At 63.0% G+C, this 20,086-nt stretch carries 18 protein-coding genes and 1 riboswitch; of the genes, 1 reads left to right on the plus strand and 17 read right to left on the minus strand.

The annotated features are described in order from the left end of the window. Positions 1 to 35: 35 nt before the first annotated feature. The 5 genes from ACHMW7_RS01345 to ACHMW7_RS01365 form a co-directional block, all read right to left on the minus strand. A complete protein-coding gene (locus ACHMW7_RS01345) occupies positions 36 to 812 on the minus strand; it encodes an ABC transporter permease (RefSeq protein ID WP_395446648.1) in 777 nt (258 codons plus the stop codon). 64 nt (positions 813 to 876) lie between these two features. After that, on the minus strand, positions 877 to 1,869 hold the full coding sequence (locus ACHMW7_RS01350; RefSeq protein WP_395446649.1) for an ABC transporter substrate-binding protein: 993 nt from the start codon (positions 1,867 to 1,869) through the stop codon (positions 877 to 879). A gap of 344 nt (positions 1,870 to 2,213) precedes the next feature. Further along, the gene (locus ACHMW7_RS01355) at positions 2,214 to 3,212 is read right to left on the minus strand and encodes a CobW family GTP-binding protein (protein ID WP_395446650.1); all 999 of its coding nucleotides are present in this window, start codon (positions 3,210 to 3,212) and stop codon (positions 2,214 to 2,216) included. 2 nt (positions 3,213 to 3,214) lie between these two features. Continuing rightward, the gene (locus ACHMW7_RS01360; protein ID WP_395446651.1) at positions 3,215 to 3,682 is read right to left on the minus strand and encodes a RidA family protein; all 468 of its coding nucleotides are present in this window, start codon (positions 3,680 to 3,682) and stop codon (positions 3,215 to 3,217) included. Positions 3,683 to 3,707: 25 nt separating this feature from the next. Beyond that, the gene (locus ACHMW7_RS01365; protein WP_395446652.1) at positions 3,708 to 4,451 is read right to left on the minus strand and encodes a GntR family transcriptional regulator; all 744 of its coding nucleotides are present in this window, start codon (positions 4,449 to 4,451) and stop codon (positions 3,708 to 3,710) included. A 245-nt stretch (positions 4,452 to 4,696) separates the two neighbouring features. On the opposite strand from ACHMW7_RS01365, the gene ACHMW7_RS01370 reads away from it, so the two are divergent. Beyond that, on the plus strand, positions 4,697 to 6,064 hold the full coding sequence (locus tag ACHMW7_RS01370) for a cytosine deaminase (RefSeq protein WP_395446653.1): 1,368 nt from the start codon (positions 4,697 to 4,699) through the stop codon (positions 6,062 to 6,064). Positions 6,065 to 6,144: 80 nt separating this feature from the next. On the opposite strand, the gene ACHMW7_RS01375 is transcribed toward ACHMW7_RS01370, so the two are convergent. The 12 genes from ACHMW7_RS01375 to ACHMW7_RS01430 form a co-directional block, all read right to left on the minus strand. Beyond that, positions 6,145 to 7,134, minus strand: coding sequence for an isochorismatase family protein (locus ACHMW7_RS01375; RefSeq protein WP_395446654.1), 990 nt, complete (start codon positions 7,132 to 7,134; stop codon positions 6,145 to 6,147). After that, positions 7,134 to 7,331, minus strand: coding sequence for a 2-hydroxymuconate tautomerase (locus ACHMW7_RS01380; protein WP_018431063.1), 198 nt, complete (start codon positions 7,329 to 7,331; stop codon positions 7,134 to 7,136). Before ACHMW7_RS01380 ends, ACHMW7_RS01375 begins: the two co-directional genes overlap by 1 nt. A 1-nt stretch (position 7,332) precedes the next feature. Continuing rightward, positions 7,333 to 8,016 carry a resolvase gene (locus ACHMW7_RS01385; RefSeq protein ID WP_395446655.1) on the minus strand — a complete coding sequence of 228 codons (684 nt, stop codon included), beginning with the start codon at positions 8,014 to 8,016 and terminating at the stop codon, positions 7,333 to 7,335. After that, the gene (locus ACHMW7_RS01390; protein WP_395446656.1) at positions 8,013 to 9,362 is read right to left on the minus strand and encodes a dihydroorotase family protein; all 1,350 of its coding nucleotides are present in this window, start codon (positions 9,360 to 9,362) and stop codon (positions 8,013 to 8,015) included. Before ACHMW7_RS01390 ends, ACHMW7_RS01385 begins: the two co-directional genes overlap by 4 nt. Next, on the minus strand, positions 9,359 to 10,246 hold the full coding sequence (locus ACHMW7_RS01395; RefSeq protein ID WP_395446657.1) for a dipicolinate synthase subunit DpsA: 888 nt from the start codon (positions 10,244 to 10,246) through the stop codon (positions 9,359 to 9,361). Before ACHMW7_RS01395 ends, ACHMW7_RS01390 begins: the two co-directional genes overlap by 4 nt. Then, positions 10,243 to 11,331 (minus strand): NAD/NADP octopine/nopaline dehydrogenase family protein, encoded by a 1,089-nt coding sequence (locus tag ACHMW7_RS01400; RefSeq protein WP_395446658.1) that lies wholly within the window; start codon positions 11,329 to 11,331, stop codon positions 10,243 to 10,245. The genes ACHMW7_RS01395 and ACHMW7_RS01400 overlap by 4 nt, the downstream gene beginning before the upstream one ends. Before the next feature lie 164 nt (positions 11,332 to 11,495). Continuing rightward, complete coding sequence (locus tag ACHMW7_RS01405; protein ID WP_395446659.1) at positions 11,496 to 11,927, minus strand: heme-binding protein; 432 nt, start codon at positions 11,925 to 11,927, stop codon at positions 11,496 to 11,498. A 311-nt stretch (positions 11,928 to 12,238) separates the two neighbouring features. Next, positions 12,239 to 14,443 carry a malate synthase G gene (locus ACHMW7_RS01410; RefSeq protein ID WP_395446660.1) on the minus strand — a complete coding sequence of 735 codons (2,205 nt, stop codon included), beginning with the start codon at positions 14,441 to 14,443 and terminating at the stop codon, positions 12,239 to 12,241. A 10-nt stretch (positions 14,444 to 14,453) separates the two neighbouring features. Beyond that, positions 14,454 to 15,707 (minus strand): D-amino acid dehydrogenase, encoded by a 1,254-nt coding sequence (locus ACHMW7_RS01415; protein ID WP_395446661.1) that lies wholly within the window; start codon positions 15,705 to 15,707, stop codon positions 14,454 to 14,456. A gap of 46 nt (positions 15,708 to 15,753) precedes the next feature. Beyond that, positions 15,754 to 15,859, minus strand: a riboswitch (glycine riboswitch). Between the two features lie 164 nt (positions 15,860 to 16,023). Further along, positions 16,024 to 17,463, minus strand: a complete 1,440-nt coding sequence (locus ACHMW7_RS01420) for an amidohydrolase family protein (protein ID WP_395446662.1) — start codon at positions 17,461 to 17,463, stop codon at positions 16,024 to 16,026. Between the two features lie 128 nt (positions 17,464 to 17,591). Then, a complete protein-coding gene (locus tag ACHMW7_RS01425) occupies positions 17,592 to 18,764 on the minus strand; it encodes a M24 family metallopeptidase (protein ID WP_395446663.1) in 1,173 nt (390 codons plus the stop codon). A gap of 35 nt (positions 18,765 to 18,799) precedes the next feature. Continuing rightward, positions 18,800 to 19,960 (minus strand): mandelate racemase/muconate lactonizing enzyme family protein, encoded by a 1,161-nt coding sequence (locus tag ACHMW7_RS01430; RefSeq protein ID WP_395446664.1) that lies wholly within the window; start codon positions 19,958 to 19,960, stop codon positions 18,800 to 18,802. Positions 19,961 to 20,086: the final 126 nt, after the last annotated feature.

A 20,086-nucleotide genomic window follows, 5' to 3' on the forward strand; every position in this document is an offset into this window, starting at 1 on the left:
CGCACTGGCGGCCGGCTGATTACTTGCCGGCGTGACTACTTGGCGGCGTCGCGCTTGTAGGTGACGCGGGCCTCGATCGTGTCGATGATGAAGTAGAGCATCACGCCGAGCCCGGAGATCGTCACCACGGTGGCGAAATTGAGCGTCGTGTCGAACAGCGAGTTGGCTTGCAGCTGCAGGTAGCCGAGGCCGCGTTCGGCGGCGACATATTCGCCGATGACTGCACCGATGACCGCCAGCGACACCGCAACCTTGAAGCCGCCGAAGATGTTGGGCAGAGCCGCCGGCAGACGGATCTTGAAGAAGGTCTGCCACTCGCTGGCGCCCATCGAGCGGACGAGATTGACCAGGTTCTTGTCCAGCGACTGCAATCCCACGACGGTCGAGATGACGATCGGGAAGAACGAGATCAGGAAGGCGAGCGTGATCTTGGGCGCCCAGCCATAACCGAGATAGAGCACCAGCAGCGGCGCCAGCGCCACCTTGGGCACCGTCTGCAGCGCCACCAGGATCGGATAGATGGCGCGTTCGAAAGCCCTGGAATAGAAGATCGCCAGCGCCAGCGGCATGCCGACCAGCACGCCCATGGCAAAACCTGCAACCACTTCGAACAGCGTGACATAGGCGTGGGAGGCGAGCAACGGCAGCTCGTTGACGATCCGCTTGGCAATTGCCAGCGGCGTCGGCAGGACAAACTCCGAGAGCCCAGACCAGGGAACCAGAACCTGCCATGCGCCGAGCAGCACAACCGCCAGGATCAGCGCCGAATAACGCTCCAGCCATGGCCCTCGTGATTTTTTCTTGCTGCTCATGCTCTTGCCTTGCTTTTTCTGCGCCTGAGCGGCGCCGATTACATCCGTGCTCGCCACCGTAGCCTCACTGCGTCAGAAGTTCATTGGTATAAAAGGACGAAATCGGCTTGGCATCGCCGATCTCCTCGACGCTGCCGATCAGCTTGATCGCATCGGCGATCGCCTTCTCGTCGATATGGCCGATTGGCGTGCCATCAGGTGAGTGGATAGATGCCGAGGTCGCCTCGATCTGCTGCTGGACGACCTTGTCGGACGGACCACCCTGCCACACAGCCTTCAGTGCTGCGGTTGCCGCGGCTGGATCGGCGCGCGTCATCTCGATCGCCTTGGCATTGGCGGCCAGGAAGCTCTTGAGCGCCGGGCCCTTCTTGGCGATGCCGTCATCGCTGGCGACAACCGCCATGCCGGGCACTGCAAGGCCGAACTCGGTCAGATCAAGTGTCGGGAACTTCTGGCCGGTCTTGTCTTCAAGGACCGGAAGGTCATTGGTCTTGTAGACGCTGACGACGTCGACCTGTTTCTGCAGGAACTGCGGCACGCGCGATTGCGAGTCCATCTGGACCTTGCTGACCTTGTTGCAGTCGATCTTGTTGATCTCGCAGAAGGCGCCGAGATAGGACGTGCCGGTTTCGCCAACGGCGTGCGCGATGGTCTTGCCCTCGAGATCCTTGGGCGTGTTCACCGCCTTGTCGGGATGCGAGATCAGCGCGATCGGCGACTCCGGCTGATAGAGCGCAATGATCTTGACAGGCATGCCCTTCTGGATTGCCGAAATGGCGAAAATGCCAGGCAGGATGACGGCGTCTTCCTGGCCCTGGATCAGCGAGCCGAGGGCTGCCTGGGCACCGGCGCCTTCGCCGAGCTTCAGCGTCACGCCGGCATCCTTGTAGAGCCCCTTCTGCTCGCCGAGATAGAAGAAGCCGTATTCGCCCTTCAGCTTCCAGCTGAAGCGGACGTTGACGTCTTCTGCCATGGCGCTCTGGCTGGCAAGAACGGTAGCGACTGCAGCTGTGGCAATGAGCGCCGTGCTGCGAATGAGACCTGTGGCGTACAACATTTCTCTCCTCCCTGATCGAGCACCGCGTTGGCGCCCCTATGGCCCGAAGGCCTGCCTCTCTCCCCCGAACAAGGCGCGACAGCTCACGCTCTCAATCCTCATTCTTGATCTCATAGTGTGATCACATTTGGTCTTTGTCAAGCGGCGAATCTAAGCTCGCCTCTAACAAATGTCGGTCCGCCTTATGACCCGCATCTGCTCTGCCAAGTATTGGAAATCGCTTCGGGATTCGCCACACGTCGTGACGTTGCGACCGGGCACCAGCCTGGCGACGCGTGCGCTGCCGCCATGGCCAACACAAAAATGTTAGGACAAAGATCCGATAGCCATCAGGTTTTGGGCTGTCAGTGCGCCGTCGCGAATGTGCTCGGCAGCGAGCTTGTGATGGCCGCGCGGCTCAGATCGCGCGCGATGAAAACCAGCCAGCCACGCGGCATTCCTTCGGGCCAGCGCGGCAGATGTTCAGGCGGATAGACGACGTGCTGGACGCCGTGGATGACCACCGGTCGCGGATCGCCCCTGACCGGCAACAGGCCCTTGACCCGCAGGATGGACTGCCCACGGCCGGCCAGCAACAGTTCGAGCCAGTCGACGAAGGCCGGCCAGTCGACTTCCCTGTCGATCTCGACCGTAAAGGTCTCGATGCCGAGGCTATGCCTGCCAGCCACCGGCGTGTCGGCCATTTCGAAATGGCGCGGCTCCCAGGTCTCATCATAGTCGAAGACGTCGGCAGCACGCGGCATGCTTGCGCGGCTTGAAACAAGCTGCCTGACCTGCGGATTCACCTTGCCGACTTCCTGACCAAGGGCGTCGAGCCGCCATGGTTCGACAAGATCCGACTTGGTGATCACCACGCAATCAGCCAGCGCCACTTGCTGGACGGCTTCGGCGAAGTTGCCGATGGAGTTGGCGCCGCTGACCCCGTCGACGGTGGCAACGATACTGCCTGCCCGGTAGCCGCGGCGAAGCTTGAGGTCGCTCATCACCGCCTGCATGATCGGAGCGGGGTCGGCGAGGCCCGTGGTCTCAACCACGACCCGGCGGAAAGGCGCCACCTCGCCACGGCGGACCATCGCCAGAAGGTCCGCCAGAGTGGAAACGAGATCATCGCGCACGGCGCAGCACAGACAGCCAGACGACAGCAGAACCGCGTCTTCGGATACTTCCCGCACCAGCAGATGGTCGAGCCCGACTTCGCCAAACTCGTTGATGATCACGGCCGTATCGGCGAGATCAGGCTCGCCAAGCAAGTACCTGAGAAATGTCGTCTTGCCGCTGCCGAGGAACCCGGTCAGCACGTGGACCGGAATTCTGTCGTCGGTCGCGGAAGCGGCAGGCAGCACGGTCAGTTGACCTCGAAGATTGCGTCTACCTCGACGGGCACGTTGCGCGGCAGCGAATAGCAGCCGACGGCGGCGCGGGCATGGCGGCCAGCCTCCCCGAACACCTCGACCATCAAATCGGAAGCGCCGTTGATGACCTTGGGATGATCCTTGAAGTCGGGCTCGGCATTGACGAAGCCGCCAAGGCGGATGACGCCGATGACACGGTCGAGATCGCCATCGAGCGCCTGCTTGAGCTGTGCCAGGATGTTGACGGCGCAGAGCCGCGCCGCGGCCTGGCCTTCCTCGACGGTGAAATCGGAGCCGAGCTTGCCTGTGAACTTGTCCTTGCCGCCCTCGGCTGGAACCTGTCCCGAAACATAGATCTGGTTGCCCAGGCGGCGAGCCGGCAGGTAGTTGGCGGCTGGCGCCACGGTCGCCGGCAGGCTGATGCCCAGGCGCGTCAGGTTCTGTTCAACTTTCCCCACCATGGCGGGATCCTCCCAGATCGTGATGTCAGTAATCGAATTGAATATCCGCCCCCTGCGCGAAAGGCAGTTCGATGCCTTGCGAGCCGGCGACGCTGAGCAGCGCCTTGCAGGTGGTGCGGATGTCGTGGACGATGCCTTTCTTGGCGGCGCTGGCATTGCCTTCCTTCAAGGCGGCAAGGATGTCCTCGTGGTCCGAGGCATTCCACGGCATCGAGGGGATCAGCAGCGACATGTACATGGTCGGGCCGAACTGCAACCACAGCGACTCGATCAGCGGCATCAGCACGTCGGACGCAGCCGCCTCATAGAGCGTGAAATGGAATTTCTGGTTGGACGACAGGCAGTTCAGGATGTCGCGCTTTTCGATCGCCACCAGCAGCTGCTTGTTGATCGCGGCAAGTTCGCTGATCAACGCCGGGGTCGCCTTCTTGGCGGCAAGCTCGGCCGCCATGCCTTCGAGCATCTCGCGTACTGCAAAAAGGTCGCTGAGCTTTTCCGGGCTCAGCCTTGGCACGCGCACCGAACCACCTTTGGTTTCTTCGAGCGCATTGGCGGCCACCAGACGGCTCAGAACTTCGCGAACCGGCATCGGGCTGGTGCCGAAACCGGCAGCCAGCTTGCGCAGGCTCATCACCTGGCCGGGCAGGAATGCGCCGACCATCAGGCCGCGACGCATATAGCGCAGCACATGCCCGTGGACATGGCCGCGCTCCTTCTTGGGCGCTTCATTGCCGCCGTTGCCGGCGTCCTCAGTCTTGTCTATCCGCACTCTGCTTCTCCGCCTGTCGCAAGTTCCTCAACAATTGCGCTGTACGAGGAACGGCGTCTGGCGGCGACCTGCCGCATACAGTCGCCGGCCGGGGGCAGAAGTTGACAGGCCGCAATCTGTGATCTCATATTGTGATCAATAAATGATCTTTACCAGAACGGCAACCTTTAACTGCCCTGCCGTTTGACCGAGAACACCGTGACAGCCCGACGCGCCGTCACACCCGCCCATCAGGAGACCCGTCCATGAACGCACCTGCCTTCGACCAGCCTGCCCTGCGCGACCAGATCGCCAAAGGCGCCAGGCTGGGCCGGTACATTTTGCGCAACGTGCGTCTCGACAGTGCAGTGACAAGAACAGGTGCCATGGATGTCGCAGGGTACTTTCTTGCTGACGTGACAGTAGAGCACGGCAGGATACTGGCAACAACTGCTGCGCGCAGCCGTTCCATCGAAACCAGCGACAACAACGCGATTTCCATCGATGCCGGCGGCCGGGTTGCGCTGCCCACCTTCGTCGACTGCCACACCCATCTCGACAAGGGTCATATCCTGCCGCGAACGCCGGCAGCCAACGGCACGTTCGACGGGGCGTTGGCGGCCACGCGCGCCGATCGCGTGGCCAACTGGTCGGCCAGCGATGTCACCAGGCGCATGGACTTCGCGCTCCGTTCGGCTTTCCACTACGGCACGGCGGCCATGCGCACGCATATCGACTCACAACCACCGCAGGGCGACATTTCCTGGCCTGCCTTCATGGAGCTCAAACAACACTGGCGCGGCCGCATCGATTTGCAGGCATCGAGCCTGTTTCCCATCGACATGGCTCGCGACGATGCATTTCTCGACAGCATCACGCAGCATGTCGTCAACGCCGGCGGCACGTTCGGGGCGGTCGCCTATCCCGCTCCCGACATCGACCAGTTGCTCGACCGGGTGTTCCGGAAAGCCGCGCAACATGGCCTGAACCTCGACTTTCATGCCGACGAGACCGCGGATCCCGCAGCGGACGGACTGCGTCGCATCGCCGAGGCCTCACTGCGGTCGTCCTTTGCCGGCCAGGTTCTGGTCGGCCATTGCTGTTCGCTGGCCATGCAGGAAGAGGCCGATGTCGACGCCACGCTCGACAGGGTCGCTGCGGCTGGCGTTGCCGTCGTGTCGCTGCCGACCTGCAATCTCTATCTTCAGGACCGCCGCCAGAACGGCACAACGCCGAAGTGGCGCGGCGTGACCCTGCTGCACGAGATGAAAAAGCGTGGCATCCCGGTGGCGCTTGCCTCAGACAACACGCGCGACCCGTTCCATTCCTATGGCGATCTCGACATGCTGGACACCTACCGGCTCGGCACCCGCGTCCTGCATCTCGACCACCCCGCCGGCGACTGGATCAGGGCTGTGACCACGACCCCGGCCGCGATCATGGGGCTCGATGGCAGAGGCAGCTTCGCCGAGGGCCAGGTCGCCGACTTCATGCTGTTCGAAGGCCGGTCCTGGTCGGAAGTGCTGTCGCGCGCCGAAAGCACTCGCATCGTCGTTCGCAACGGTGCGCCCATCATGACGTCGCTGCCCGCCTATGCCGAGCTCGACGGGCTTGAAGGCATGGCCTCCGATTGAGCTGAAGCCAAGTCGAGCGAGCCACAAATCAAAAGGCCGCCGGAAATGGCGGCCTTTTCGCATCGATATCACCCAGCGGATCAGGCGGTGGCGCCGACCTGATAGAGCTCGACCTTGGTGCCGTCGGGGTCGGCGATGTAGATCGTCAAGCCATAGGGTCCGTCATGCAGGTCGGTGAAGTACTTCACGCCGGCCTTCTTCAGCCTGGCATCCATGGCGCGGACATCATTGACTTCAAATGCGATGTGGTCGAGCTGGCGATGATCAGCCGCCTTGCCATGGATCAGTGCGATGCCCTGGTGGAAGGCGGTGAACGGACGACCGTCGGCCAGCGGCTTGGCCGGACGGATCGTGAAGCCGAGCTGGTTGGTGTAGAAGGCAACCGACGTGTCGATGTCGTTGACCATGATCAGCTGGTGGCCGTAGTTGGTGACCCGCGGCTTGACCTGCTCGCCGATCCAGTCGAGCACCTCGGACGAGTGGGCGATCTCGCAGAAATACTGCTTCCACACCTGCTTGGCGGTTGCTTCCCACTCAGCGTTGACGCCCGACACGCAATCATCGACGGCAACCACGTCGAGGTCGCGCAGATAGGCTTCGCGGATCGAGGTCTCGACGCAGGCATTGGTGGTGGCGCCGGTGACAAACAGATGCTGGGTGCCAAGCATCTTCAGCATCATTTCGAGACGCGTCTCGTAGAAGGCGCCGAAGCGATGCTTGCGGATGACGAAGGCCGGATCGAAGTCGGCCAGCGGCTTCAGCTCGTCGACGATCTGTTCGTCCCAGCTGCCGGCCAGCGCCGACACCTGCTTGCGGCGGGCGGTGTGGCCGAGCAGCTTCTTCTTGGCGCGGTTGTGGTCGATCGCGAAGTGTTCCTGCATCGTCCAGATGACCGGGATGCCCGTATCCTGGCAACGCTTGATCAGCTTGGCCAGCGGCGGCACGATCGCCGACAGGCGCTTGGTGTCGACGCCCGAAACACCGAGCGTGCCCTTCTCGTGAATGAAGGCGTTCTGCAGGTCGATGACCAGCAGGGCCGACTTGCGGTAGTCGAGAACGTCCAGACCCATCACTTGTGCTCCACCATGTCGATGCCGAGCACGCCGCCACGGCCCCAGCTGTCCTTGGGCGTCTCATGGATCACCACGTGCAGGTGATCGGGCTTGCAGGCAGCCTCTTCGACCATGGCCTTGGTGATGGCCTTCACGAGGTTGCGCTTCTGCTCGACAGTGCGCCCCTCCCACATCTCGACGACGACGAATGGCATATTATTTCTCCTCTCTTTCGCTGGGCATGGCGCCGGAGGCCCAGACGGGCACGGCGGGCGCGAAACCCGAAACCAGATCGTTGTTTGCCCGGTCGGCGCCCGAAAGCAGCCACAGCGGGCGGTTCGCATAATTGACCAGCACCTGCTCTTCCATGCAGGCGCGGTTGGCCGGATGGTCAGCGTCGCGCTCGAAACGGCTCGTCGCTGGCATCAGCCTGACGACATAGAGCGGCTCGGCCGCATCGAAGCCAGCGAGCGCGTCGGGTCCAAGGCTCTCCAGCCCGACGGCCCTCACCGACGGCTCGCCGCTACCGAATGCCACCAGAACGACAGCACCTGCGAGCGGCGTCACCGGCCAGTAGCGGCCTTCTCCCACGGCCTTCAGAAACGCCGTGTAGCTACCCGCTTCGGCGAACAGCTCGCTGTCCCACAAGACGATGTCGGGTCCGATGACGCTTCGCGCGGCGTCGATGACAAGATCACTCTCGCACAGGTCGAGGAAGCTCCACGGATCGGTCAGGCCGATGCAATGGCCCCATGGATTATGGATCCCCGACAGCCTTTCCTGGCGGATCGTCGCCTTGCGGGCGACGATCCTGGCAACCGCCTCGCGCACCGGCAGACGCACCGGTGTCAGCGAAATGCGGCCGGCCAGGTCGAGATGGTCTGAACCCCCTTGGGTCATGACGGCAGCGTCACGCAGCGGCCGCGGCCGTAGCTGGTGTCGGCGACGACGCCGTTTTCGTAGACCACGTCACCGCGCGCGATCGTCATCACCGGCCATCCCCTGAGCTTCCAGCCTTCATAGATGCAGGTGCCCTTGCCGGTGTGGGTGACCGTACGTTCTTCATCGAGGTCGACCAGCACGAGGTCGGCGTCAAAGCCGACATCGATGTGGCCCTTGCGCGGCCACAGGCCGAAGCGCCGCGCCGGATTGAACGAGTTGAGCTCGACCAGGCGGCTGAGCGGCATGCCGCGCTGGTGGACACCGAAATGCAGCATCAGCGACAGTTCCCACGGGAAGCTGACGACGCCGGGGAATTCGGTCCACAGATCCTCGAGCTTCTTGGGCAGGAACGGCACATGGTCGGTGCCGAGGCTGTAGACCGAGCCGTTGAGCATGCCGGCCCACAGGCCTTCGAGCTCGTTGCGGTCGCGCAGCGGCGGCGAGATCTTGGCACGCATGTCGAGATCTTCGTCATAGCAGGTGCGCGTCAGGTAGTGCGGGCAGGTCTCGACGGTGACATGAACGCCGCGCGCCTGCGCTTCGGCGGCAAGCACCGGGCCCATGCCGACCGAGGTGTGGACCAGATGCAGCGAGCAGCCGGTCTTCTCGGCCAGGAAGATCATGCGCCGGATGGTTTCGACCTCGCAGAAGGCGGGGCGCGATTCCGTGTATGCGCCGAGATCCTGGCGGCCGGTGGCGGCGATTTCCTTCTTGATCCACGAGGCGATCTGGGTGTTTTCGCAATGCACATTGATGACGCCGCCGGGAACCTTGGCGAGGATGCGCATAGCCGCATAAACCCAGCCGTCGGTCGCCGGCACGATGCCGATCGGATTGTCGGGCTCATAGCCGAAATAGCACTTGAACGACTTCACGCCGGTCTTGGCGATGATCTCGGGGATCTCGGCGATGTGCTCTTCGCGCTGGATGCCGAAGTGGAAGCCGAAGTCGATGACCGAGTTCTCCTCGCCCAGCGCCTTCCGCTCCTCGTAGAACGGCAAGTAGGATTCCTTGAGGTTGCGGATGTAGAGCAGCGCGGTGGTCACACCACCCGAAGCGGCAGCTGCCGTTTCGGTGCGCATGTCCTCGGCGAAGGGAAATTTCACGCCGAGATGGCAGTGCGGATCGATCAGGCCCGGCATCAGCACCCGGCCTTCGGCATCGATGGTGCGGGTCGCATCGGGCAGCGACTCGTCCGATCCGGTCAGGACGATCTTGCCGTCCTTGACTGCGACGCCGCCGTGGAATTCGCCGTCGTGGCGAACCACCCGTGCGTTCTTGATGACCAGATCCGCTTTCATCATTTCTGCTCCAGTATGCCTTCAATGCGTCTGACGATGCCGCTCCACTGGCTGCGTCCGACGGTAATCGGTGCGCGTGCGCCCATGCCGCGCGCCCAGACGGTCTTCAGCCCAAGTTCGGCCGCGGCCTCCCTGTCGATGGTGCCGGGCGGCGCCGCGACATCGACCAGCAGCGCATGCTTGGGCAGCAGCTTGAGCTGGTCGCGTTCGAGCAGCCGCTTCGGCACGCTGCCGATGATGATGTCCATCTTCGGCAGGTAATCAGGCAATTGTTCGAGCGTCAGCGATTCCGCACCCGCCGCATAGGCGGCAGCGCGCTGAACCGGGTTGCGCGCGGCGATATGGACATGAGCGCCGAGCGCCACCAGCGTGTTGGTCAAAAGCGAGCCGATGGTACCCTGCCCGACAAGACAGATGTTGGATTTGTGGATGGTAATCTCAGTGTTTTCGATGATCACCTTGAGCACGCCCTCGACGATCGCCGGGCCGCGCAGCAGCATCAGGTCGACGTCCCATTCATACTCGTGCAACGTGATGCCGAGTTCCGCACAGTGGCCCTTGAGATTGGCATCGGCCCAGCCGAGAATGATGTGACCGGGCTTGCGCATGCCCTCCAGCATCTGGCGCGTCGGGATGATCTTGTCCGGGCATTTCGGCGCAAACAAAGCCCCTTCGGCGGTGATGCCGGGGATCGGGAACAGCGCGATATCAGCACCTTTCAGCGCATCGGCGGCATCGCTGGCGTGATAGACGCCGTCGATGCCGCCGTCCGGCCAGGGAAAACCATAAGCACGGACGGTGGCGCCAGCGCGGACGGCGCAGCGGGCAATCTCCTGTTCGCGGGCGTCGCCAGCGACGACGGCGATGACTGTGTTGTTCCAGCTCATTTCGCCCTTACCTTCTGAATGACCTGATCCCTGGACATGCCGCCGATGCCCATCGCCTCGGCGGTGCGGCCGCCCTTGCGATAGTCGGTGCCGACGGCAATTTGCGCCAGGCTGTAGAGCGAATGCGCCACAGGCGTGTCGATGCCTGCGATCTTCGCGAATTCGAGGAAAGGCAGCAGGCCGTGGCCGAAGTCTTCCTTGTAGTAGCGGTACTCGAGCGAGTCTGGACCCTTGATGCGCTTGTTGGCTTCGCCACCGGCAATCGCCGCACGGAAATCGCTGGTGTCGGTGACATCGGCCTCGACCGTGCCGAGCAGCTTCATCTCTTCGACGAGGTTAGGCAGATCATGCCCGAAGGCCTTGGCGACTGCCAGCCGCTCGTCGTCGAGCTGCTTCATGACACGGGCAACACCAGGGGTCATGGCATCGACGTAGAAGGTGAAGTTGCCGCCAGTCGCCTCGACCCAGGCGGCGGCCAGGACAGCCGCCGGCGGATGCAGGACCATATTGACGTTGGAGAGGTCGGAAGCGATCACGTCAGCCACCGGCGTCAGGCCCGGGTAGAGTTTTCCTGCGATCTCCAGCACTTCGGAGCCCCCCTTCAGTGCGGCGGCCTTGAGTTGCTTGGCGCGGCCGGAAACGGTGACACCATCGGGACGATACTTGCGCGCGACATAGGTCAGCGTCGAGAACTCGACGACCGGGGGTGCCGCGCGGCCAGTGCGCGAAAAAGTCTCGGCAAACTCCAGCGCGCCGCCGGTGTGGCCGGGATTGAGCACGACGGGCCGGCTAGACGACCAGCCGGCAGTGGCCAGGGCACTCGCGATCGCCGAATGCGAGAAGGTCGGCAAAACCACGACAGCGACATCGACGCCTGAAATCGCCGCCTTGAGATCGGTGGTGATCAGCGCGGGCTTCGCCACGCCCTCACCAAGCTTGCCTTCGTAAGCGACGCCGCCGAGCTTGACATGCGGCTCCAATGTCTCGGCCGACCGCGCCCAGAAATGGACGTCGTGCCCGGCTTGGACCAATTCGGCGACCGAGGCTGCACCGCCCGCGCCGGCTCCTAATACTGCAACTTTCATTCTCTCCTCCGGGGGTCGAAGTACGACTATGCTGGCCGCACGACCTCATGCTCGAAACGGGTACTCCTCCCCGCCCCTCGCGCCAATTGATTGTCATCAATCAGTTTGATCACACTTTATGATCACACTGGAAATTGTCAAGCGGAAGAATGCGCTTCCGCCGTTCAGGCAGCCTGATGCTTCAGCCCTGCCGCTTCGATCCCGGCGAGGGCTGCGAGTTCGTCATTGTCTGATGTGTCGCCTGATATGCCGACAGCGCCGAGCAGCTTGCCGGATGCGTCGCGGACCAGTACGCCGCCTGGCACCGGGACGATCCTGCCGCCGGAGACGGCGTTGAGCCCTTCCATGAAGTGCGGGCGCTCCTTGGCGGTCTGGTCGAGCCAGCGCGACCCCATGCCGACAGCAAGCGCGCCATAAGCCTTGCCTGAGGCGATCTCGTAACGCAGCATCGAGGCGCCATCCTGCTTCTGGAACGCCTTGAGATGGCCACCGGCGTCGAGCACGGCAACCGTCAGCGGCTTCATCTTCGCGTCGGTGCCCTTGGCGAGGGCTGCCGTGATGATGATGTTGGCGGCGGTGAGTGTCAGTTCGGTCATTTTGGTCTCCTTGGGTGGTCATGTCTGGTTGGTCGCCGCCGCTGGAGTACGAAGGCTCGGCGACCAGCTTTCGAAACGATGGCTGTTAAGGTGGGGGTATCCTTCTTATTGCCTGCTCAGTGCCGCCTTCCCGTGAAGAACGGGGAGAAGGACACAGCTCCGCCGTTGCGCCTCCTTTTGTGAGGAACGAGGAAGGGCCCGAGACACTCTCCCCTAGGGCAAAGACGACGAGCCAAACGCGGACGCCCCCCTCTCCCAGTCATTCACGGGGTAAGGGTGAGGGGCAATCACACGGGCACAAATCTCCGCGATCAGCCGGCGCGTTTGCTCATCTTCGCCTTCAACTCGAGCCTGCGCTTGTGGAGGACCGGTTCGGTGTAGCCATTGGGCTGGGCGCGGCCTTCGAAGACGAGGTCGCAGGCGGCACGGAAGGCGGTCGACTGGTCGAACTCGGGTGCCATCGGTCTGTAGAGCGGATCACCGACATTCTGTCGGTCGACGATCGCTGCCATGCGCTGCAGCGAATCCATCACCTGGATATGCGAGCAGACATCGTGGCGCAGCCAGTTGGCGATGTGCTGGGAGGAAATGCGCAAGGTGGCGCGGTCTTCCATCAGCCCGACGTCGTTGATGTCGGGAACCTTCGAGCAGCCGACGCCCTGGTCGATCCAGCGCACGACATAGCCGAGGATGCCTTGCGCGTTGTTGTCGAGCTCGCGCTGAACCTCGTCAGGCGTCCAGTTGGGACGGACAACGACCGGCACCGACAGGATGTCGTCGAGCCGCGCCTTGGGACGAGACTTCAGCTCGGCCTGGACGGCGTGCACGTCGACCTTGTGGTAGTGGGTGGCATGAAGGGTGGCTGCCGTCGGCGACGGCACCCAGGCGGTGTTGGCGCCGGCCTTGGGGTGGGCGATCTTCTGTTCCAGCATCGCTGCCATCAGATCGGGCATCGCCCACATGCCCTTGCCGATCTGGGCATGGCCCGACAGACCACATTCCAGCCCGGTGTCGACATTCCAGGCTTCATAGGCATTGATCCACGGCGCCTGCTTCATGTCGCCCTTGCGCACCATCGGGCCGGCTTCCATCGAGCTGTGGATCTCGTCGCCGGTGCGGTCGAGGAAGCCGGTGTTGATGAACACCACACGTTCCTTGGCAGCACGGATGCACTCCTTGAGGTTGATCGTGGTGCGCCGCTCCTCGTCCATGATGCCCATCTTGATGGTCTTCCTGGGCATGCCGACCAGGCGCTCGACACGGTCGAAGATCTCGACGGCAAAGGCCACTTCCTCGGGGCCATGCATCTTCGGCTTGACGACATACATCGAGCCCGCGCGGGAGTTCATGCGACGGCCATTGGTGCCGACGTCGTGCAGCGCAATCAAGGCGGTGATCGCCGCATCCATGATGCCTTCGGGCACCTGGTTGCCGTCGCGGTCGATGATCGCTGGATTGGTCATCAGGTGGCCGACATTGCGCACCAGCATCAAAGAGCGGCCGGGCAGCTTGACCACGCCGCCATCGGGAGCGGTGTAGGAACGATCGGCGTTGAGCTTGCGGGTGACCGGCTTGCCGCCCTTGTCGAAGGTCTCGGACAGGTCGCCGCGCATCAGGCCGAGCCAGTTGCGGTAGACCACGACCTTGTCTTCGGCATCGACCGCGGCAACCGAATCCTCGCAGTCCTGGATGGTGGTCAGGGCCGACTCCAGCACCATGTCGGAGATGCCGGCCGGATCGGTCTTGCCGATCGCACTTTCCCTGTTGACCACCACTTCGACATGCAGGCCGTTCTTGGACAGCAGCACGGCGTCGGGATTCTTGGCCTCACCGCGATAGCCGGCGAATTGTCTTGCGTCGCCCAGCGAAACTGCACCGGAAGCAGCGGCAAGCACCAGCTTGCCATCAACAACCGCAAGCCCGCTGACATCGCTCCAGCTACCAGAGGCCAAAGGTGCCGACTGATCGAGGAACGCCTTGGCCCAGGCGATGACCTTTTGGCCACGCTTGGGATTATAGCCCTTGGTCTTTTCGGCACCATCGGCATCGGAGATCGCGTCGGTGCCGTAAAGCGCATCATAGAGCGAACCCCAGCGCGCATTGGCGGCGTTGAGCGCGTAACGCGCATTCATCACCGGCACCACCAGCTGCGGCCCGGCGACGGTGGCGATCTCGGCATCGACATTGTCGGTGGTGACGGCAAAGGCCGGGCCTTCCGCCACGAGATAACCGATCTCGGACAAAAACGCCTTGTAGGCGGCCATGTCGTGCGGCGCGCCATGCTTGCGGTACCAGGCATCGAGCTTGAGCTGGAAGTCGTCGCGCTTTTCCAAAAGCGCCCGGTTCTTCGGGCCAAGATCATGCACGATATCAGCAAACCCCGCCCAGAACGCATCGACCTCGACACCAGTCCCCGGCAAAGCCTCCGCAACAACAAAGTCGTGAAGATCGCGCGCAATCGAGAGGCCGTGAACGTAGATGCTGTCGTCAATCCGGTTCATCATGTTCATCGTCATAACTCCCGGGTCAGGCTGCAATCGCAGCGTCGGTGCGGAACTCGCCTGAAATGGTCTCCGCGACCATCTGGGCGGTGGCGGCTGACAGCGTCCAACCGAGATGGCCGTGGCCGGTGTTGTAGAACACGCCGGGCTGGCGGCCCTTGCCGACCCTCGGCATCATGTTGGGCATCATCGGCCGGAGGCCAGCCCAAGGCACGACCCTGTTGGTGTCGACATCGGGGAACAGCATGCGCGTCCAGTCGACCAGCGGCCTGACGCGGTCATCGCGAATGTCGCGATTCATGCCATTGAACTCGGCCGTGCCGGCAACCCGGAAGCGCCCGGCGCCAAGACGGCTGGTGACGATCTTGGCGCGGTCGTCGAGCAGGCTGACCCAGGGCGCGGCAGCCTGGCTGCGCTCGTCGTCGAGATGCACGGTGATGGAATAGCCCTTGACCGGATAGACATTGACCCGGTCGCCGAGCATCGCTGCAAAATGGCGGCTGGCGGAACCGGCGCAGACGACGATGCCATCGGCCTCAACGACCCTGTAGTCGGGCTGGCCGTCAGCACCATCAGTCGTGTAGCCGATGCAGAACACGCCGTCCCGGGCGATGCGGTCGACATTGGCGTCGAAGACGAAACGCGCCCCACGCCGCTCGCAAGCGTTGGCGAGGCCAAAGGTGAACTTATGGATATCGCCGGTCGAATCCGACGGCGTGTAGAAGCCGCCGTGGAAATCGCCATGCAAGGTCGGCTCGATCGACTTCACTTCCTGTGCCGTCACCGGGCGACGGTCAAGACCGCCTTCGACCAGCATCGAGTTGACCTTCAGGGCATGCTGGAAACTCGGTCTATCCCAATAGAAGTGCAGGATGCCGCGCTGGACATGGTCGAAATCGATGTTTTCGCGCTCGGCAATCGCAAACAGATGCTTGCGCGCGGCGATCGCCAGCCGCGTCGTCTCCACGGTGTTGTCACGATAATTCGCGATGTTGGAGACGAACTCGGCGAGCCAGGCATATTTATGCCAGGTCGGCCTGGGATTCATCAACAGCGGCGCATCGCTGCGCAGCATCCACTTGATGCCCTTGAGCAAGGTCGACCAGTGGTTCCAGACTTCGGCATTGCTGGCCGAAAGCTGGCCGCCATTGGCGAACGACGTCTCCATGCCGGCATAACGCTGGCGGTCGATGACGGTGACGGAATAGCCGCGCTCCAGAAGCGCATAGGCAGTGGTAACGCCGGTGATACCGGCGCCGATAACGGCAATATGGGGCATTTCACTCTCCGCGAACAAAGTTGGGTGCGGGCCGAAACCCGCGGTTCTTCCCCAATCTGTCGCTGTACCTGAGAGCTTAACCGCGACAGCCCGGCCGCTGCGGCTTTCCCCTTCGGTGGACGCTCGAAGCGCCTCTCTCCAGATCGTTCAACTGCATGGTCACTTTTGCCTGAGAGTTTCCTGGGGGGTTGCTCCGTCGGCGTCGGCCGGTGTTGTCTAGCAGCGGCCGATCTCTCCCAATGCAGCCTGTTGAACGCAATTCTTCTTAGCTGGCACCAGGCCGTTCCGCAACGGTAGTCGCGGAACGGCCAAGGCGTCAGTTGCCTTCGTCGTAAAGCGTCGTGGTCGTTTCGACGCCGTGCTCGTGCAGGCCGGCGCGCACCACCGCAGCAGCCGCCAGTTCGCGTGCCTTGCGGCGGATCGATGGCTCGTCGACGCCCTGCACCTTGCCGTCCAGATAGACCGCCTTGCCGTCGACCCAGGTCTGGGTGATCGAGGCCGTCGAGGCCGAGAACACCAGCGCCTGCAGCGGATCGTAGAACGGCGTCCACTCGACATGGTCGAGGTCGAACAGGATGAAGTCGGCCTTCTTGCCGATCTCCAGCGAGCCGATCTCGTCGTCCCACATCAGCGCGCGCGCGCCTTCGATGGTGGCGGCACGCAGCGCATCGCGCGCAGTGAAGACGTCAGGCTTGAGCCGTGCATCCTTGAACATGCCGGCGACGACGAGCATCTGCCGCATCAGATTCATGTTGCCGGCAGCCGAGACACCGTCGGTGCCGAGACCGACCTTGACGCCGGCCCTGACCATCTCGGGATACTTGCCTATCGACGTCGCGCCCTTGCCGAGCTTGAACGACGAGCACGGGCAGAAGGCAACGCTGGCGCCGCGTTCGGCCAACAGCTTGACCTCCTCGTCCGACACGGCAGCGCCATGGGCGATGACCAGGTTCTTGCGGATGCCGCCGGCATTGTCGACGCGGGTGATCGGCCAGCAGCCATATTTGCTTTCGCAGACCTTGGCCTCCTCGATCGAGGTCGCCAGGTGATAGGTCGTGCCGACGCCGAGCTTTTCGGCCAGCGCCACCGCGCCGACATGCAGTTCGAGGCTGCAGGGTTCCTTGCCCTCGATGTTGACCCAGCAGCGGGCGCGGCCGTCGAGCGTGTTGTTGTAGCGCAGCACGTTTTCTTCCAGCACCTTCAGCGCCGACTGGGCATCGGGGAAGAAGTGATGCTCTGCCATCTCCTCGGTCCAGCCGCGCGGCAGCTCGGCCGGGCGGTTGTCGGCGGCGTGGCGGCCGGTGATGCCGCGGATGCCGGTCTTGTCCATCGCCCGGATGACGATGCCGGGATCATATTGCGAGCCCATGTCGAGGAAGCATGTGGTGCCGCAGCGCAGCATCTCGGTGATGCCGAGCAGCGCGCCCCAATACTCATCCTCCTCGGTGATGTGGGCATAGAATGGCTTGGCCCAGTGGAACACCCAGGCGCGGGTGTTGAGATTGTCGGGGAAGACCGCGCGCGACAGCGTCTCGGACAGATGCACGTGGCTGTCGACGAAGCCCGGGCAGATACCCAGCATCGTGCCGTCGATCAGCTTGTCGAAGCTTTTGCCCTTGTGGCGTGCCGCCACCTCATTCGCCTGGCCGATATCGGCGATGCGGTCGTTTTCGACGACCACGCTGGCATTACGCAGCACCGTGTCGTTCTTGTCGACCGTGAAGGCGAAGTTCAAATTTTCGATCAGCGTGCGCATGTGTCTCCACCCCATACTCAACTCACGGACCTTCACTCTCGTCCCGCCGGTCCGTGACGGCAGGCGACATCTCGCTATGCAGCCGGGCCACAAAGCACCCCGGCTGCCAATTCACAAGGCAAGTTCGCTCAGGCGACTGCCTTGACCTTGCCACCACTCCTGGCGGTGCCGCAGAGGATCAGCTTGTCGGTGTCGGCATAGTCGGAAAGCAGTTCCGAACCATTCGAGGTGACCAGCAACATGTCCTTGTTCTGCATGCCATAGCCGTAGCCGGTGTCGTAGCAGAGCGGCTCGAAGCCAAGCACCATGTTTTCCTCCAACGGTGCGTCGCTGCCCGGTTTGCCGAGCACCGGCGTCAGGCCGAGATAGGGGTCCTCGTGCAGATGCAGGCCGATGCCGTGGCCAACGAATGAGATCGGGGGCAGGTTGAGCCTGGCGAGCTTGGCGATGAAGGCATCGTAGATCTCGCGGCAGCTGGCGCCCGGCTTCACCTTCTCCATGATCTCATATTTGCACTCAGCCAGGTGCGCCCAGATCTTGTCGGCCATGGGTGGCGCCTCGCCGACGATCGCCGTGCGGCAAACGCCGGCCTGGTAGCCGTTGATGACCGAGAAGATCTCGACGCGGCAGACGTCACCGCGCTTGAGGATGCGGTCGGACGGGCCGACATTGGGCAGCACCGAGCGTTCGCCGGTGGCGACGATCAAAAGCTTGAAATGCTCTGCGCCGAGCGAATAGACGTTGCGGGTCAGGTGGCCGGCAATGTCCATCTCGGAATCGCCGGCATCGACGACGGCCAGCGCGTCGGTGATCGCCTGGTCGGCGATGCGCGACAGCTTGCTGAGCAGCGCGATCTCTTCCGACGTCTTGATCTGGCGCAGCCGTGCCAGGATCGGCTCGGCGTGCTCGAAGCGGGCGCTTGGCATCGCCGCGATCAGGCGGGCGAAGTCGCCGGCCGGCAGGTAGTCCATCTCGAGGCCGATGCGCGCCTTGGCAAGGCCGAGACCAGCGAGCTGGTCAGCCAGCACCAGCATCGGATCGTCGGAGAATTCGGCCCAGATGCGGGCCGGCATATCAGGCAGGTGGCGTTTGATGGTCGACGCTTCCATGTCGACGCCAAAGATCGCGGTGCGTCCGTCTGCCGTGACGATGGTCATTGCATGGCGGTGGCGGATCAGCGGCTGCGACGGCACGACGAAGCCAGCGGTGTAGGCGAAGTTTTCAGGCGACGAGCAGATGATGGCGTCGAGCCCATGCTCCGCCATTGCCCCGACCTGCTTGGCTATGATTTCTGCCCGCATGATTTGTTCCTCTCCTTGAGTTTCTTGACCGGCGCTCAGTCACGCACGCGGTATTTCTCGACCTTGGCGAGGTCGACATCGATGCCCATGCCTGGCCCGGACGGCACGACGACCGCGCCGTCGACGACCTGCATCGGTGCGACCAAAAGGTCGTCCTTGTAGTAGATGCCGCCGACCTGGCCGTGCTGTGCTTCGGCCGGCGTCGAGATCGGGATGACGCAGGACAGCGTCGCCGCCGGTGAGGCGGCCGCGACCTGGACGTTGGCAAGGTTGCCGATGCCTGTTTCAATCGAGCCATTGACATTGCAGATGATGCCGGCGGCGCGGCAGACCGCACCGACCTCCATCGCCTTGTAGAGGCCACCGGCCTTGGTGGTGTAGATCGAGATGATCTGGATGCCGCCATTCTGGATGATCTGGATGGCGTCGTGGGCATTCCATGCCGACTCGTCGGCCATGACGGGTGCGTCGATGCGGCGGCCGACCTCGGCGATGCGCTCGATACCCATCACCGGCTGCTCGACATATTTGAGCCGGTACTTTTCCATCTGGCGCACGGTCTGCACCGCCTCTCCAGGCGTCTTGTAGCCTTCGTTGGCGTCGACGCAGAGTTCCATCGCCTCGCCTGCGGCTTCGCGGACCGCCGCGACCATCTTGACGTCGCGTGCCGGATCGACGCCGATCTTGACCTTGATCGTCCTGATGCCTTCGGCAGCGAGCTTGGCTGCCTCGACCTTGGCCTCCTCGATCGAGATCAGGCCGATCGAATGGGTGATGGCGACCTTGTCACGCGCCTTGCCACCGAGCAGCGTGTGGACGGGAACGTCCAGCCAGCGGCCAGTGAGGTCATAGGCCGCGAACTCGACCGCTGCCTTGGAATAGGGATAGCCGCGGATGATGGCATCCATGCGGGCATGAAGCTCGGCAAAGTTGCCAAGCTCGAGGCCGATGACGGCGGGCGCCAGGTAGGTTTCGATGACGGCACGGGTGATCAGCGCGGATTCACCGAAATAGCGGCCGAACTCGCCGCCCCAGTCCTTGAGCGCCGGCGCCTCGCCCCAGCCGACACGGCCGTCGCTGTCGGTCATCTTGACCATGACGTAGCGGCCGATGACCTCGGTCAGGCCGGCCCATTTGTGCTCGCGCCGAGTCGGCAGTTGGACAACAAGCGTTTCGATGGACTTGATCGTGGGCAACGTTTTGTACCTTCTTCATTGTCACTGGCGATGCGTCGCGCTACATTTGCGATCATCTAGTGTGATCACACTTTATGATCATATTTTCGGAGCGTCAAGCACCTCGCCACACCGAATTTTTCAGAT

This window comes from Aminobacter sp. UC22_36, from assembly GCF_044056035.1.
Lineage (GTDB): Bacteria > Pseudomonadota > Alphaproteobacteria > Rhizobiales > Rhizobiaceae > Aminobacter.